Annotated in this window: 12 protein-coding genes; 7 read left to right on the top strand and 5 right to left on the bottom strand. The window is 66.1% G+C overall.

The features are described 5' to 3' along the window. Positions 1-154 precede the first annotated feature (154 nt). Both ACHL_RS00390 and ACHL_RS00385 read left to right on the top strand, forming a co-directional pair. A complete protein-coding gene (locus tag ACHL_RS00390; RefSeq protein WP_407681034.1) occupies positions 155-1,435 on the top strand; it encodes a glycosyltransferase 87 family protein in 1,281 nt (426 codons plus the stop codon). A 61-nt stretch (positions 1,436-1,496) separates the two neighbouring features. After that, positions 1,497-2,720, top strand: a complete 1,224-nt coding sequence (locus tag ACHL_RS00385) for a glycosyltransferase family 87 protein (protein WP_012630814.1) — start codon at positions 1,497-1,499, stop codon at positions 2,718-2,720. Here ACHL_RS00385 and mptB read toward each other — a convergent pair. Both mptB and ACHL_RS00375 read right to left on the bottom strand, forming a co-directional pair. Beyond that, positions 2,717-4,408 (bottom strand): polyprenol phosphomannose-dependent alpha 1,6 mannosyltransferase MptB, encoded by a 1,692-nt coding sequence (gene mptB / locus ACHL_RS00380; protein WP_012630813.1) that lies wholly within the window; start codon positions 4,406-4,408, stop codon positions 2,717-2,719. The genes ACHL_RS00385 and mptB overlap by 4 nt on opposite strands. Positions 4,409-4,550: 142 nt before the next feature. After that, positions 4,551-4,940: a MerR family transcriptional regulator gene (locus tag ACHL_RS00375; RefSeq protein WP_043794284.1), complete on the bottom strand. Its 390-nt coding sequence runs from the start codon at positions 4,938-4,940 to the stop codon at positions 4,551-4,553. Between the two features lie 192 nt (positions 4,941-5,132). Between ACHL_RS00375 and ACHL_RS00370 the strand changes: the two genes are divergently transcribed. Further along, positions 5,133-6,632, top strand: coding sequence for a SulP family inorganic anion transporter (locus tag ACHL_RS00370; RefSeq protein ID WP_012630811.1), 1,500 nt, complete (start codon positions 5,133-5,135; stop codon positions 6,630-6,632). Positions 6,633-6,670: 38 nt separating this feature from the next. On the opposite strand, the gene ACHL_RS00365 is transcribed toward ACHL_RS00370, so the two are convergent. Next, positions 6,671-7,087, bottom strand: a complete 417-nt coding sequence (locus ACHL_RS00365) for a hypothetical protein (RefSeq protein ID WP_043793647.1) — start codon at positions 7,085-7,087, stop codon at positions 6,671-6,673. Between the two features lie 257 nt (positions 7,088-7,344). On the opposite strand from ACHL_RS00365, the gene ACHL_RS00360 reads away from it, so the two are divergent. Further along, positions 7,345-7,926 carry a hypothetical protein gene (locus ACHL_RS00360; protein ID WP_139187368.1) on the top strand — a complete coding sequence of 194 codons (582 nt, stop codon included), beginning with the start codon at positions 7,345-7,347 and terminating at the stop codon, positions 7,924-7,926. A gap of 87 nt (positions 7,927-8,013) precedes the next feature. Here the strand turns inward: ACHL_RS00360 and ACHL_RS00355 are convergent, their stop codons facing one another. Beyond that, positions 8,014-9,042 (bottom strand): LacI family DNA-binding transcriptional regulator, encoded by a 1,029-nt coding sequence (locus ACHL_RS00355; protein ID WP_012630808.1) that lies wholly within the window; start codon positions 9,040-9,042, stop codon positions 8,014-8,016. Positions 9,043-9,170: 128 nt separating this feature from the next. On the opposite strand from ACHL_RS00355, the gene ACHL_RS00350 reads away from it, so the two are divergent. The 3 genes from ACHL_RS00350 to ACHL_RS00340 are packed head-to-tail and all read left to right on the top strand — an operon-like array spanning position 9,171 to position 12,219. Next, the gene (locus ACHL_RS00350; protein WP_012630807.1) at positions 9,171-10,400 is read left to right on the top strand and encodes a Gfo/Idh/MocA family protein; all 1,230 of its coding nucleotides are present in this window, start codon (positions 9,171-9,173) and stop codon (positions 10,398-10,400) included. Then, entirely contained in the window at positions 10,397-11,095 is a 699-nt protein-coding gene (locus ACHL_RS00345) for a ThuA domain-containing protein (protein WP_012630806.1), read from the top strand. The genes ACHL_RS00350 and ACHL_RS00345 overlap by 4 nt, the downstream gene beginning before the upstream one ends. Continuing rightward, positions 11,080-12,219, top strand: a complete 1,140-nt coding sequence (locus ACHL_RS00340; protein ID WP_012630805.1) for a Gfo/Idh/MocA family protein — start codon at positions 11,080-11,082, stop codon at positions 12,217-12,219. Before ACHL_RS00345 ends, ACHL_RS00340 begins: the two co-directional genes overlap by 16 nt. Here ACHL_RS00340 and ACHL_RS00335 read toward each other — a convergent pair. Beyond that, on the bottom strand, positions 12,216-13,367 hold the full coding sequence (locus ACHL_RS00335; protein WP_012630804.1) for a GGDEF domain-containing protein: 1,152 nt from the start codon (positions 13,365-13,367) through the stop codon (positions 12,216-12,218). The two genes, ACHL_RS00340 and ACHL_RS00335, sit on opposite strands and share 4 nt — an antisense overlap. Positions 13,368-13,428: the final 61 nt, after the last annotated feature.

The following is a 13,428-nucleotide window of genomic DNA, read 5'->3' as shown; positions in this document are numbered from 1 at the left end:
GAAACTGTTCCAGGCCCTTCGATGTTCCTGAACGACGCCGCTGTGCGCCTGCCGTGCGGCAGTATCCAGCCACCCGCGCAACCACTTACGTGCGCCACGACCTGACAAGGATCCCGCCATTTCCACGGACGCTTTCTTCGGCAATCTCACCCGGATCCGCAACGTCATCATCCCCAGCCGGGCGCGCGCGGTGCTGAACACGCCGCGGGGACTGCTGGGCGGCTTCATCGTGGTGCACCTGGTCTTCCTTATCTTCGCTGCCTCTTTGTCGCTGCGCGGTGAAGCCTTCAGCGATACGTTCATCTACCGCGACTGGGCCATGGCAGGGTTCAATGATGCCAACCTGTCCGGTGGCCCCAGCCCCTGGGTCTACCCGATCCTCGCGCTCATCCCCATGGCCATCGCCGGCGCCGCCGGGCCGGGACCCTTCTTCTTCCTTTGGGTCCTGATGACCACCCTCCTCAACGGCTGGGCACTGCTCAAGCTGACCGAACGCGGCCGCAACACCGGCGCCATCCCCGCGGGCTGGTGGTGGCTGGCCTTCACCTTCCTGATGGGCTGGCTCGGCTTCGCCCGGGTGGACGGCCTCACCGCGCCGCTGGTCCTGGTGGCCCTTGCCTACGGCGTGGGCCGGCCGTTCATTGCCTCCGTCCTGCTGGCCATCGGAACCTGGGTGAAAGTATGGCCGGCAGCGATCATGCTGGCCCTCTTCGCCGTGGTCAAGAACCGGGTGGTGGTGGTCCTGGCCGGCCTGGCAACGTCAGCGGCAGTCGTCGCGCTGGCGGCCGCCCTGGGCAGCGTTCCCAAGCTGCTGAACTTCCTCACCCAGCAGGGCGACCGCGGCATGCAGCTCGAAGCCACCTTCACCACCCCGTGGCTCTGGCTCTCCGTCCTGAACGTGGACGGCTCCCGCATGTACATGAACACGGACATCAACTCCATGCAGGTGGACGGCCCCGGAACGGCCACCATGTCCGTACTGATGCAGCCGCTGCTGATCCTGGCAGCCCTCGTGGTGGCCGGGATGACCTTCTGGGCGCTCCACAACGGCAAGCAGCACAAGGTGGCCGGCGGCGTGGACCGGACCGAGCTGCTCCTGGCCGGCGCCCTCGCCCTTGCCGCAGCGTTCGTGGTCTTCAACAAGGTGGGCTCCCCGCAGTTCATGGTGTGGCTTGGCCCCGCCGTCGCCGTAGGCCTGGCACACAGCTGGCGTGAATGGCGCGTCCCCGCAGTGATGCTGATTGCCATCGCCGTGGCCACCTACTTCATCTACCCGCTTTTCTACGACGCCCTCAGCCACAACAACCCGTGGATGGCGCTGGTGCTGACCATCCGCAACGTCCTGCTGGTGGTCCTGTTCCTGTGGAGCGTGCGCCGGGTGTACCTGCTGGGCAGGAAAACCCCGGCATCCGCTCCTGCGCTGAAGGAGTCCTGACATTTCCACGACGTTCTTTGACCGCCTGGTCAGTGTCCGCACCAAGCTCCTCCCGGCGAGGGTGGTGGACTGGTTCGCCAGACCGTCCAGCGTGTGGTGGGGATTCGCCGTCGTACATCTGTACTTCCTCGGCTGGATGGCGTCCTTCTTCCTGAACGGCGATACCTTCAGCGACACGGAGCAGTACCGCCAATGGGCCACGGACGGCTACAACCCGCAGGACCTGGACGGCAAGATCAGCCCCTGGGTCTACCCGGTGCTCGCCCAGCTGCCCATCTTCCTGGCAAACATCGCCGGGCCAAGCCTCTACCTGCTGGTGTGGTTCCTGATCATCACGGCCCTCAACGCCGTCGGGATCCTGTACCTGACGCGCGGGCCGCGCAGGGTCAGCGGCATCGCCCCGGCGTGGTGGTGGCTGTTCTTCACCATCTTCATGGGCTACCTCAGCTTCGCCCGGGTGGAAGGCATCACCGCCCCGATCGTGCTCATCGCGCTGCTGTACGCCGCGGAACGCCCTGTGGTTGCCGGGGTCCTGCTCAGCATCGCCACTTGGATCAAGGTGTGGCCCGCAGCCGTCCTGGCGCCCATCGTGATCGCCAGCCGCAAGCGCATCCAGGTGGTCCTGGCCGGCGCCGGCGTCACCGCCGTGGTGGCCCTGGGAACGTGGCTGTCCGGCGGCCTGCCGCACATCATGGACTTCCTCCTGAACCAGGGCGAGCGCGGCATGCAGCTCGAAGCCACGTTCTCCACGCCGTGGGTGTGGCTGAGCGTCTTCAACATTGCCGGGTCCAAAATGGCGGACAACACGGCCATCAACTCCACGGAGGTCTACGGCCCGGGCGCCAGTACCGCGGCGTTCCTGATGCAGCCGCTGCTGATCCTCGCCGCCGTGGTGGCTGCCGTCCTGCTGGTCCGCGCACTGAACCGCGGAGCCGAACGCGAGGAACTGTTCCTTGAGGGGTCCCTGATGATGGTCACCGCCTTCATCGTGTTCAACAAGGTGGGCTCGCCGCAGTTCATCATCTGGCTGGCTCCGGTCATCATCGCCGGCCTCACGCACGACTGGGACCGCTGGAAGGTCCCCGCGGCGCTGCTGATGGGCATAGCCATGACCACGTTCGTGATCTACCCGCTGTTCTACACTCCGCTGATCCACGCCCACCCGGTCATGGCAGCCATCCTGACCACCCGGAACGTGCTGCTGGTAGTGCTGCTCTGGTGGTCGGTGAAGCGGACCGCCGAGCTAGGCCGGAAGAACTCCGCGCCGGTGCCTGCAGGGGCTTAGCGGCCTTCCGCCTGGTCCGCGGACGCCTGATCAGCGGATGCCTGATCCGGCGCGCCCGGGCCGTCGGCGGTCCCGACGGCGGCACTTGCCTCGGCGTCCGCGTCACCATGGGCGCGGCGTGCGGCCCGGCGCTCCGCCACCCACTGCCAGCCCGTGCGGGCCAGATCCAGCGGACGCCCTTCGATGAGCAGCTTGCGTGTATGCACATCGAGGAATAGAAGGTAGAACGTAAAGGCCAGCGCGGTGACGAACGCCAGCGACGACGGCGGGATGGGCAATTCCACGAAGCCCCAGACGGAGAGCTGGTCCTGCGCGCCGAACACCACGAAGAACGTGACGCCCACGTAAAGGGACCGGATCTGCCAGTCGTCGCGGATACCGGTGACGGCCAGGAACGGCAGGAACCACAGGATGTACCAGGGCTGGATGATGGGCGAGAGCATCACGACGGCGGTGAACGCCAGCGCCATCCGGCGCACCGCGCGAGAGTAGTCGCCGCGGAACATCAGCAGCAGCACCAGCCCGATGGCGGTCCACTTCATGCCGGTCCGAAGCCACGTGGCAAAGGTTCCGCCCGGCAGGCCAAGGACGTTGGCGAGGAACTCCACCTGCTGTCCCAGGAACCCTGATGGTGAGTAGCCGGTGTAGCCGGGGGTGGTGTCCAAAATGGCCCACGTCCAGCCCATGCCGAGGTTGTACGGGATCCCACTGAGCAGCAGGACGGCCAGGCTGATGCCCGCCGTCGCGCCCCACATGAGGAACTTCCGCAGCCACGACGCCGACGGTCCGGCCCACATCACTCCTATGAACGGCAGCAGGAGCACGGTGATGGGCTTGATGCCGATCGAGGCGGTGACCAGCAGGATGCCTGCCACGTAGCGGCGGGTGGCCGCGAAGTACACGCCGGCAACCGCCAGGCCCACCATCAGGGCATCGTTGTGGGCGCTGGCGATGAAGCTGATCAGGAACAGCGGGTTGGCCACCGTGATCCACAGCGCCCGGGCGCCGTTGATGCCGTGCAGTTCGGCGAGCTTGGGCACGTAGATGACACAGAGCAGCACGCCGACGCCGGCCAGCAGGCGGAAGAGCAGGACGGACGCGTCGGGCTGGGCCCCGGTGAGCCCTACCACCCCGCGGGCGAGCCAGAGGAAGTACGGGCCGTAAGGTGTCCGGTTTTCCGCCCACGCGGGATCGGCACCAAGCGCGAACCAGTTGTTGAGGGTGGAGATTCCCACCTCGTAGGGGTTCTGGCCCTCCTGGACCAGCCGGCCCTGGCCGGTGTAGGCGTAGACGTCGCGGGAAAACACCGGAACGCAGAAGATGAGCGGCAGCGACCACGCGGACACTGCAATAACCACGGACCGCAGGGATTTGCTGCCCCAGTCCGCGAGCCGTTGGCCCAGCCGAAGCCAGGAACGCATCAGCAGCATGGCACCGAGGGTAAGGAGGAAGGTGGAGACCGTGACGCCCCATCCTTCGGTGCGCAGGGCGATGACCACGGGCTGGCGGATCATGGGTGAGCCGTTGGCGATCCACCCTGTCCCGATGGAGCCCACGAACATCATGAGGGAGCCGATGAAGCCTTCAATGGTGGCGAGGTAGGCACGTCCTTTGGCCGGCGCGGACGCCGTTGCCGGTGTGTCCGGCCGGCTTTCCGAAGTCCGGAGGTGTGACCCGCCTGCCGTCATGATTGTGTCTGGTCCCCTACCTGGTTGCGGCGCTGGCTGGACCAGCGAGAAAAGGCCGCCCTGCAACCCGGCCATTTTATCAGCCGGCTTTGCTGCTGCTCCGGTCCTGGGCCGGGAGACTGCCCACAGTTTTCGCGAAGCCCTACTGCGCGCGGAGGAGTGCCAGGAACTCATCGGCCATGCCGAGTTGTTCCTCCAGCTTGGCCCGGCGCCGTGCGGCCTCCTCAATGAAGCTGTTCAGCTCGGATCTGGTGGCGGTGTCATCCTGGCCGGGTTCGGACGCTTCCAGCGCGTCAATGACCCGCAGGAGCCCAGCCATGGCCTCGAGTGTGAAACCCAGTGGCTTCATCCGGCGGATCACCAGCAGGCGGGTGAAATCGCGTTCGGTGTAGAGGCGGAAGCCGCCCTCGGTCCTGCCCGACGGTTTGAGCAGGCCCACCTCGTCGTAGTGCCGGATGGTCCGCAAGGACATCTGCGCCCGGTCCGCGAGCTCTCCGATGTGCATCGTCGCCACCACTTCTTCGGCGGTCATTTCTTTCACCATCACGTCACCAACCCTGGTCAACCCTCACGTTAGGGTAGTGTTGCACACGCATCCGGACGTTGCCGGTGCAATCCTTCCCACCCATTGTCTTCCATGACCGGGCTGGACCCGTGCGCAGCGTGGCGCAGAAACGTTCCCCACCGCTCTTTCCCAACAGAGCCGAGTCCCTGGAGCCGCTCCTTGGCCGTCACCAACCACCCCCGCCCCTTCCGGCAGCCCATCACCGTGCTGACGGCCCTGCGCTCTCCACGGCAACTGTCCCGCGAGGTCCTCGCCGGGATGGTCACAACGCTCGCGCTGGTCCCGGAGGTCATCTCCTTCTCGATCGTCGCGGGGGTGGATCCGATGGTGAGCCTTGTCGCCTCCATCGTGCTTGCCCTGGCGATGTCCATCCTTGGCGGCCGGCCGGGAGTGGTCACGGCCGCAGCCGGTTCCGTGGCCCTGGTCATTGCCCCGCTGGTGCACGAACACGGCGTGCAGTACGTCCTGCCCACGGTGCTCCTGGCCGGCGTCATCCAGGTGGTCTTTGGCCTGGCCGGCCTCGCCCGCCTGATGCGGTTCATTCCCCGCTCGGTGATGATCGGGTTCGTGAACGCCCTGGGTGTGCTGATCTTCATGGCCCAGGTGCCGCACGTCCTCAACGTCCCCGGGCTCGCCTATGCCCTGTTCGCCCTGACTTTTGCGATCATTTTCATCCTTCCGCGGTTCACCAAGGCGGTCCCCTCGCCGCTGGTGGCGATCGTCGTCGTAACCGCAATCGCGATCATTGCCGGCCTCGCCGTACCGAACGTCTCGGACGAAGGGCCCCTCACGGGCAAGCTGCCCGGGTTCACGCCGTTCCTCTTCCCGCTGAATGTCGAGACCTTCCAGCTGATCCTGCCCACCGCGCTGAGCGTGGCCTTCGTGGGGCTCATGGAAACGCTCCTCACCGCGAAACTCGTGGATGACATCACCGACACACCGTCGCACAAGGGCCGCGAGTCCTGGGCGCTGGGCGTCTCGAACATCCTGGCCGGTTTCTATGGTGGCATCGCCGGTTGCGCGATGATCGGCCAGACCGTGCTGAACGTGAAGACCGGGCAGGCACGCACCCGCATCTCGACGACCGTTGCCGGGGTCTTCCTGCTCGCGCTGGTGACGGGGCTCAGCTCGGTCATGGGCCAGATTCCCATGGTGGCCCTCGCCGCCGTGATGATGGTGGTGGCCGTGACCACCGTCGACTGGCACAGCGTCAAGCCGTCCACCCTGAAGCGGATGCCCCTGCCGGAGACGCTCGTCATGGGCGTCACGGTGGCCGTCGTGGTGTTCACCGGCAACCTTGCCTACGGCGTCCTGGTGGGCGTTGTCCTCGCCATGGTGCTGTTCGCGCGCAGGGTTGCCCACGTCATCAGCGTGGACAGGAAACTGGCGGACGACGGCGAAAGCGTCCGTTACGACGTGGTGGGGCCGCTCTTCTTCGGCAGCAGCAACGACCTCGTGGAACACTTTGCGTACGCCGAGGATCCTGCGTCAGTGACCATCAACCTCAGCCGTGCCCAGATTTGGGACGCCTCCACGGTCGCCGCCCTCGACTCCATTGAGACGAAGTACGGCGACCACGGGGCGACGGTGACGATAGAAGGCCTCGATGAACGCAGCACCGGATTCCACCGGCGCCTCAGCGGGCACCTCGGCTCCTGACCCCGCCATTCAGTGCCGGGCCGGCGTTTGGCGACGTGTCAGCGCCGGACAAGGATGTTGTCCTGGATCAGTGCATACCCCTGGCCCACCAGGTCCCCCGTATCCCCGCCGTCGGCCACCACGGCAGCCTCGCTCCCGTACCCCAGCAGGTTGGTGGTCAGCACCGGCTTGCCATCCGTCGTGCACGCCGAACCCCACCGGTCCTTTCCTGCCTCAGCAACCTGGATCAGGCAGAATCCCGCCCCCTGGTCCGGGCGGGCAAGGTAGAACCGGAAACCTCCGTGGTCCGCAGCCAGCCTCACAGTGGAAGGGTCCTTGCCCTTGAGGTCCACGAACGCGGGGACCTCATCTTCGGCTGAAGCTGCCCGGTCAAGAATGGCCATGCCCGGCTGCGCCGGCTCTGGGGTACATGACACCAGCGCCAGCATCGCCAGGGCTGCAACTGCGGACGTCACTAGAGTGCCACGGACCGGCATAATTCCCCCAACTCAAAAGAAAGTATCTGCTTGGCAACGATATTGCCGAGGGACAGGTTGCGCAAAAGCGACTTGACTTGATCTGCCAAGCAATTCGATGTTATGAAAAATGACCAGCATCCCGAATACCAGCATAAATCGGGGCAGTCAATTCATAAACGACTGAACTTGTGTGGGATATCCCTGCTACGCTCGATCCGCCATCGAAACTGTATGGATTTACAAAATGGGGGAAAATGAATATCAGAAAAATTCTTTTGGCAGCGACAATCTCCGCAGGCCTAGGCCTCGGCTTCGCTGGGCCTGCCCACGCATCCGAAACGCCGCCGGCGGTGCCTTCCAGTGACAATGTCCAGGCCGAAGTAGACCACCACTTTGCGAACCTTAATGCGCCTGTCATGCCGTCCAAGGGAGAAATGGCGGGCACAGACGCGGTAGGGGACACATACCGCGTCTCCATAACCGGCCAGCAGTACGGAACCGAATCCCCGGATATTCTGACAAGCTGCAGGAATCCCGGCGCAACCTGCAGCCTGTCCCGCGCCGTGACCATGTCAGCCACCGTGTCGGGCGGGTTCGGCTTGTCGGCGGGAGCTGTCAGTGCACAGGCGGGACTCAGCTATTCGGTGTCAGTCTCCGATACTGTCTCCTGTACTTCACCGGTCCTCGGCTATAACCAGCTTTACATCGCACGCCCATCCGGAACGTTCGTTTTCTACAATGTTGACCGTTACAACCTTTTCGGTTTCCATACCGGCACTGAACGTGGGACGGCATTCTTTCCCACGGGAGTTTCATGCCGTGTGATTTACGGATAGGGCAAACACGACCCCAGGGCACCCATTACCGGAAATGGCAATGGGTGCCCTTTCGCGCTCCGGGAAATTGGATGGCGAAGGGGGAGCTTATTCCCCGCGAGGTGCGGCCGTCGATTCCCGGACCACCAGCTTCGTGGCCAGTTCAACCCGCCGGGAGTCCGGAACCTCACCCCGGACCTGGCGCAGGATGATCCGGAGGGCCGCCCGGCCGATGTCGCGCAATGGCTGCGCCACGGTGGTCAGCGCCGGAACGGACTCCTCCGCCTGCCGGATGCCATCGAATCCCACCACGCTCAGCTCCTGCGGGATCTGGACCTGTTGCCGGAGGGCTTCGGCGATCACGCCCAGGGCGATGGTGTCGCTGGCGGCAACCACGGCTGTGGGCCGGGGATCGAGCAGCAGCAGGTCACGGAGCCGCCGCGCGCCGTCGTCGGACCTGAACTCCCCGGCCAGGACGTACCGGTCCTCCGCGGCGATTCCCTGCGAGCGCAGCGCCGCAAGATAGCCGTGCAGCCTGGCCTGGCTGCACTCCACCGCTTCGGGTCCGCCCAGGAACGCTATGCGCCGGTGACCCAGTGCCAGGAGGTGCGCCGTGGCCTCCTTGGCCCCGGCCCAGTCGGTGCAGCCGACGCTCACCACCTGCTCCGACGGCGGGTTCAGCGGATCGATGACCACCACGGGAACGCCGCGGCGGTGGAAGGCGTCCAGCGGCGCACCGCCGAAGGCCGACGTCACCACGATCATTCCGCACCGCCCCTGGTCCACGATGCGCTGGGCGCGCTGTTCCGGATTGGGGGCTCCCCCGTGCGAACCGGTGCTGCTCAACACCACTTCCACACCGCCGGACGTGGCCGAGTCCATGATTCCGGCCAGCACCTCAGCCGTGTAGCCGGAGTTCAGGGAGTCCACCACCACCTCCACCACCGGGACTGCGGCCAGGGAGCGGCGGTGCTGCACCGGCGACGTGTAGCCCGACTCTGCCAGGATGGCGAGGACCCGCTTCCGGGTATCCGCAGCGACATCCGGCCGGCCGTTGATCACTTTGGAGACCGTGGGAACCGAGACGCCTGCCTGCCGCGCCACCGCCGAGAGCGTCAGCCTGCTGCGATTCTCCATCTGCGTTCCGTCCCCTTGGCGAAAGTTTTCGGTCACCTAAAGCCTTGACGCGGAAATAGAAGCCCAAATAGCGTCAAAGTATCCCGAAATCTTACCGAAAACTTTCGAACGGCTGCAAAGAGGCATATATGGCACACTCCACCCCGCTGCGCATCGGCATGGCGGGCTACGCCTTTATGGGAGCCGCACATTCCCACGCCTGGCGGACGGCCCCGCGCTTCTTCGACCTCCCGCTGATTCCGGAACTGACCGCCCTCGCCGGCAGGAACGCCGATGCCACGGCAGCAGCTGCTGCCAAGCTGGGCTGGAGTTCCACCGAGTCGGACTGGCGCCGGCTCATCGAGCAGGACGACATCGACCTCATCGACATCTGCACTCCCGGTGATACGCACGCCGAGATCGCCATTGCCGCACTGGAAGCCGGCAAGCACGTCCTCTGCGAAAAACCCCTGGCCAACACGGTGGAGGAGGCCGAACGCATGGCCGCCGCGGCACGGACCGCCGCCACGCGCGGCGTCTACGCCATGTGCGGCTACAGCTACCGCCGCACCCCTGCCCTGGCACTGGCCAAGCGGATGGTGGACGGCGGCAGGCTGGGAACCATCCGCCATGTCCGCGCCCAATACCTCCAGGACTGGCTCAGCGATGAAAACGCCCCCATGACCTGGCGCCTGGACAAATCCAGGTCCGGCTCCGGCGCCCTGGGCGACATCGGTGCCCACATCATTGACGCCGCCCAATGGATCACCGGCAGCAAGATCTCCGGAGTGTCGGCGCTGATGGAGACGTTCGTCCGGGAACGGCCCCTCGCCGGCGACCTCGTGGGGCTCGGCGGCCATGGAAACCTCGACGCCGGCTCGCCCCGGGGTGCGGTGACGGTGGACGACGCAGCGATCTTCACGGCAAGGTTCGACGACGGCCCGGTGGGAGTTTTCGAGGCCACGCGCTATGCGCTGGGGCGGCGGAACGCCATGCGGCTGGAAATCAACGGGAGCGAGGGCTCCCTCGCCTTCGACTTCGAGGACAACAACGTCCTGTCCTTCTATGACGCCGCCGAAGGTCCCGACGCCGGCTTCCGCAGGATCATCGTGACCGAACCAGAGCACCCCTATGCGGGTAACTGGTGGCCCACCGGCCACGGCCTCGGCTACGAGCACGGCTTCACCCACCAGGTGGTGGATCTCGTGACGGCCCTCGCGGCCGGCCGCCAGCCTGAACCGTCCTTCGGTGACGCCCTGCAGGTGCAGCACGTGCTCGCAGCGGTGGAGGCCAGCGGGGGCAACGCCTCACGCTGGCAAGAAATCCGCCAACCCGAACCAGCCTCCAGCTCCTATGCACATGAAGGAATATCTCTATGACCGGCACGAAGAACGCCCTGGTGGTCCGCGGCGGCTGGGACGGGCACCAACCTGTCGAAGCAACGGACCTGTTCGTCCCGTTCCTCAAGGACCACGGGTACGAGGTCCGGATCGAGGAGTCCCCCAAGATCTATGCCGATGCAGACTACCTGGCGGGCGTGGACCTCATCGTCCAGTGCATGACCATGAGCACCATCGAAAAGGACGAGTTCGCAGGCCTCCGGGCCGCCGTGGAAAACGGGACCGGCCTGGCCGGCTGGCACGGCGGCATCGCGGATTCGTACCGCAACACCTCCGATTACCTGCACCTCATCGGCGGGCAGTTCGCCTGCCACCCCGGCAAACATCCGGACGAGCGCCACGGGGAACAGGCGGACAACTACGTTCCCTACACCGTGAACATGCTTCCCGCCGCGGCGGACCACCCCATCACCCGCGGCATCCCCGACTTTGAGCTGGTCACCGAGCAGTACTGGGTGCTGGCCGATGACTACATTGATGTCCTTGCCACCACCACGCAGAAAGTACGGCCCTGGGACCCGTGGCACCGCGAGGTCACCTCACCGGCCATCTGGACCCGGCAATGGGGCAAGGGAAAGATCTTCGTCTCAACGCCCGGCCACCAGGTTGAAATCCTGCAAGACAGCAACGTCCGTACCATCATCGAGAGGGGGCTGCTGTGGGCCAGCCGCTGATTCCGGGCACCGCCATCACCGTCGGCATCATCGGCTGCGGCGCCATCAGTGCCCAGTACCTGGCGAGCTTCCGCCGCCTGCCGAACGTCCGTCTCGCCGCCGTCGCGGACCTGGACCCGTCCCGCGCGCAGGCTGTCGCGGACTCCTGCGATGGCGTGCGTGCCTTGGCGGTGGACGATCTGCTGGATGATCCCGCCGTCGGCCTCGTCCTGAACCTCACCATCCCCGCCGCCCACGCGGACATTGCGCTCCGGGCAATTGCCGCCGGGAAGTCCGTGTACGGCGAAAAGCCGTTGGCGGCCAGCACCAAGGAAGCCCGGGAGGTCCTGGACGCTGCGAAGGCGGCCGGCGTCGCCGTGGGATGCGCTCCGGACACGGTCCTTGGCACCGGAATCCAGACCGCGCGGAAGGCGATCGACGACGGCCTGATTGGCACCCCCATCGCCGCCACTGCCGTGATGGCCACCCCGGGACACGAGCGCTGGCACCCCAACCCGGACTTCTACTACCAGCCCGGCGGCGGCCCGCTGCTGGACATGGGCCCCTACTATGTCAGCGCGCTGGTGACCCTGCTGGGTCCGGTGGTTTCCGTGACCGGCGCCGCAAGCCGCACCCGGAAGCAGCGCACCATCGGTTCCGGCCCCCGCACCGGCGAAACCGTTCCCGTCCAGGTGGACTCGCACGTCGCCGGCACACTGACGCATGCCGGCGGCGCCATCTCCACGCTGGTGATGAGCTTCGACGCCGTCCGCACCAAAAGCCCCAACCTGGAGATCCACGGCGAGCGCGGCTCGCTGGTTGTTCCGGATCCCAACAGGTTCGACGGCGACGTTGAGCTTTTCGCGCTCGGCGCAGCGGACTGGGAGGTGCTTCCGGTTTCGGCCGGCTATGCGGGCGCAGGCCGCGGTATCGGGATCGCAGACCTGGCATCAACCCCGCCCGGCACCGAGCCGCGGGCCGGGGGAGAACTGGCGTTCCACGTCCTGGATGTCATGGAATCACTGCTGGAGGCTGCACGGACCGGCACCGCCACGGACGTGCGGAGCACCGTGGCCAGGCCGGCACCTGTCCCGCTGACTCCCGCCCGGCCGGAGGACGGCACGGACGGCCTTTCCCGCGCCTAAATGCGTCCGTCGCTGCGGGCGCTCCGGTTCCGGCCCAAGGACTTGGCCGTATACAAAGCCGCGTCCGCCGCAGCGATGAGGTCGTCCACTTGGGAGGTCCCGGCGTCGTACGTGGAAATCCCGTAACTCGCCGTGGGCATCTCCACCCCGTCCAGGCGCGCGTCCGCGGCGAGGCGCCGGCTGATCTCGGAGGCCACCAGCTCCGCCCGTTCGGGGCTGGCCCCGGGCATCAGAAGGACGAATTCCTCGCCGCCATAACGGCCCACCAGGTCGGTGGTCCGCACGGTGGCGATGCAGGCGTCGGCGAAGCGGCGCAGCGCCACATCCCCTGCGGCGTGGCCGTAGGTGTCGTTGACGGATTTGAAGTGGTCCAGGTCAGCCAGGATCAGGGCCCCGGAGGCACCGGTGATGGCCCGGTCCGCCAACTGTTCGGCGGCCAGGTCCAGGAAGGCCTTCCGGTTCAGGAGCCCGGTGAGGTCATCACGCGAGGCCACCACGCGCAGGGCGCGCGTCTGCTGCTCGCTGCTCAGGGCCGCCATGCTGAAGGACACCACCACGAGCAACACCATGGTCACCAGCGTGGTGACGGCGGACCCGAACACGGTGACGAAGATACGGCCGTCCTGGCCTTCCAGGACAAAGGCCAGCCAGCGGAAAAAGTAATAGACGGCCAGGCCCCCGGCGGAGACTGCCATGGGGATCCGGACCCGCGAATATCCAGGTTCCAGGCGCCACAGCTCGCGTGACGCCAGCCCGATGCTGATGCTCATGGCAGCAAGGAAAACGGTCCCCCCGGACCAGGTGTTGGTGGCCGGATTGTCGAGGACGGACGCCACCAACGTTGCCAACGGCAGGCCGGTGAACGCCCACATGGGCGGCCGGGCGGTACGCAGGGACCGGGCACCTGCCCAGACCGCCACGCCGCCGTGCACCAGCAGCACATTGCCCACGGGATTGGCCCAGATCTGGTGCGGTGTCCCGTCCAGCAGGAAACACCCTGAACCGCCCAGGAAGAAGACCAGGGCCACGCACCACCAGCCGCTGTACGGGGAGCGCGTTACCCGGTAGGCCGAGAAGTAGAACAGCACCACCAGCACAAGGGCCATCAGGCCAAAGGCGATCCGAAGGGTCGTCGTATCCAGAACCATGTCTCCGAAAGTCCCCCAAACGCCGAAACCCTAACTGCCCCCAAGTATCGCACCGCCCCCG

Origin of the sequence: Pseudarthrobacter chlorophenolicus A6 (assembly GCF_000022025.1) — a bacterium.
Lineage (GTDB): Bacteria > Actinomycetota > Actinomycetes > Actinomycetales > Micrococcaceae > Arthrobacter > Arthrobacter chlorophenolicus.
The sequence above is the reverse complement of the archived record's forward strand: the minus strand, read 5'-3'. Positions and strand labels throughout refer to the sequence as shown.

Excerpts from the sequence above, each read along its gene's own strand:
- ACHL_RS00355 (WP_012630808.1), bottom strand. The coding sequence starts at position 9,042 with ATGGAGAATCGCAGCAGGCTGACGCTCTCGGCGGTGGCGCGGCAGGCA.
- ACHL_RS00350 (WP_012630807.1), top strand. The coding sequence starts at position 9,171 with ATGGCACACTCCACCCCGCTGCGCATCGGCATGGCGGGCTACGCCTTT.
- ACHL_RS00360 (WP_139187368.1), top strand. The coding sequence starts at position 7,345 with ATGAATATCAGAAAAATTCTTTTGGCAGCGACAATCTCCGCAGGCCTA.
- ACHL_RS00345 (WP_012630806.1), top strand. The coding sequence starts at position 10,397 with ATGACCGGCACGAAGAACGCCCTGGTGGTCCGCGGCGGCTGGGACGGG.
- mptB (WP_012630813.1), bottom strand. The coding sequence starts at position 4,408 with ATGACGGCAGGCGGGTCACACCTCCGGACTTCGGAAAGCCGGCCGGAC.
- ACHL_RS00375 (WP_043794284.1), bottom strand. The coding sequence starts at position 4,940 with ATGACCGCCGAAGAAGTGGTGGCGACGATGCACATCGGAGAGCTCGCG.
- ACHL_RS00335 (WP_012630804.1), bottom strand. The coding sequence starts at position 13,367 with ATGGTTCTGGATACGACGACCCTTCGGATCGCCTTTGGCCTGATGGCC.